3 protein-coding genes are annotated in these 1,592 nt (G+C 46.4%); all 3 read left to right on the top strand.

Annotation, left to right across the window (positions count from 1 at the left end; translation table 11 throughout):
* Positions 1 to 25 precede the first annotated feature (25 nt).
* Positions 26 to 454, top strand: coding sequence for a sigma factor-like helix-turn-helix DNA-binding protein (locus AB447_RS23925; protein ID WP_048356077.1), 429 nt, complete (start codon positions 26 to 28; stop codon positions 452 to 454).
* Positions 447 to 935: a hypothetical protein gene (locus AB447_RS23920; protein WP_048356076.1), complete on the top strand. Its 489-nt coding sequence runs from the start codon at positions 447 to 449 to the stop codon at positions 933 to 935. The genes AB447_RS23925 and AB447_RS23920 overlap by 8 nt, the downstream gene beginning before the upstream one ends.
* An 88-nt stretch (positions 936 to 1,023) precedes the next feature.
* Positions 1,024 to 1,592: hypothetical protein (locus tag AB447_RS23915; RefSeq protein ID WP_057957784.1), on the top strand; the 569-nt coding region annotated here is incomplete at its 3' end.

Genomic DNA, 1,592 nt, shown 5'->3' with positions numbered 1-1,592 from the left:
CCGATAGTCAACAGTAGTGTGCGGATTGTTAACGAAGTTATTAACGAAAAAGGAGGCGGTTGTTATCGGAAAAGTCAAAATCGATCTACACCGAAAGGATCGCGAATTTGAGGTGGCGTATGCGCTAGACAATGCAGAGGGTGTCAAAACGCTGCTCTCCGATTACCCGAAATTCGTCAGCCGCAAACGACTCGGCGAATACGAAGCTGCCGAAGTGCTGATCGATCTACACAATGCGATTGAGCTTGCGGACCTGACCGATAGGCAACGCGAAGCTATCCGGCTCGTATATTTCGAAGACCTGACGCAAGTAGAGGCGGGGAAACGGATGGGTGTCGGCAAGGATTCCGTTAATCATCTGATAAATAGGGCGGCTGAATCAATCGCAGATATCTACTACTATTGGGCGGGACATGGCGAAGGATACTCGATGGGAGGACGAATTAATGGATAAAGCACTATTGCACGAAATGATTACGGAATTACAGCAGCGAACAAAAGCCGGTGAGCTAGATCGAATCCAACGTATCGAGGAAATTACCGCTCTGGCCGACGCTTATTTTGACGCAGTTGGAGAGCATCCGGATACTATCGCACTAGAACGTATGGCTAATCTCGTAATTTACGAGGAGCTTTCGGACACGAATAAAAACAAAATGAAGAAAGATGAGTACCCGATTATGAGTGAGCGTATGGAGAAAACGCGTAGATCCGGCGAGACTTCTGAGAAGATGGCCGAAGAATACGATAAGTTCGGAAAATATCAAGGGAAACCGGTTCGAAGGCGCCTTTCAACTTACGAAGGTATTCAGATAGACCGACGCGCTAAAGCGAGAAATAAAGAGAGACGAGTAAAATATTCGGATTTCGTGAAAGGAAAAACGCCGGGACAATTTACAGTCAATATTGCAACAGGAGAAAAAATTATTCACTAAACAGTCTATTTTTACCCGTTTTGCTGTCTATACGTTATGAGGGCGCCAAATACGCGCTCTTTTATTTTGCGAAAAAGGAGACGATATTTTGAAAAGATTACGAGTAGTAAACGCAGAAACAGGCGAGGATCTATCGACAGACTACACGCTAAGGCACCGGAACCAAGACGAAGCCTTCCGGGAACAGCAAAAGCAGACGACGGACAGGCGCGACTTTTCAAACGCCAATATGTCTAATATTCACGAAGTCTATGACGCTCTCACAACGGCGCAGTGCGGATATTTAATGCTGTTGCAATGCTACGTTGACTATAACGGCGTCCTCGTTAAATCCAGCCGCGACAAAACTCCGATGACTACAGCGGACATGATGTCCGTTCTACAGCTCGCGAAGAAGCCGCGAACGTTCTACGATTTCCTGAGCGCCTGTACTGCGCATGATATTATCCGGGAGGAAAACGGCATATATGCGGTGAACGAGCGCTACCACTTCAAAGGTAACTTCGGAAGCCAATACGTTGTTAAATTATACACCGCGAAGATTAAGAAGGTGTACAGCGAAGTGAAAGCGACAGACATCGGCTTGATCTACCGGATGCTGCCGTTTATCCATTACGAAACAAACGCTCTTTGCGAAAATCCTTTCGAAAAGAATCC

Source organism: Bacillus glycinifermentans, assembly GCF_001042475.2.
Classification (GTDB): domain Bacteria; phylum Bacillota; class Bacilli; order Bacillales; family Bacillaceae; genus Bacillus; species Bacillus glycinifermentans.
This window is presented reverse-complemented; position numbering and strand designations above follow the sequence as displayed.

Excerpts from the sequence above, each read along its gene's own strand:
- AB447_RS23920 (WP_048356076.1), top strand. The coding sequence starts at position 447 with ATGGATAAAGCACTATTGCACGAAATGATTACGGAATTACAGCAGCGA.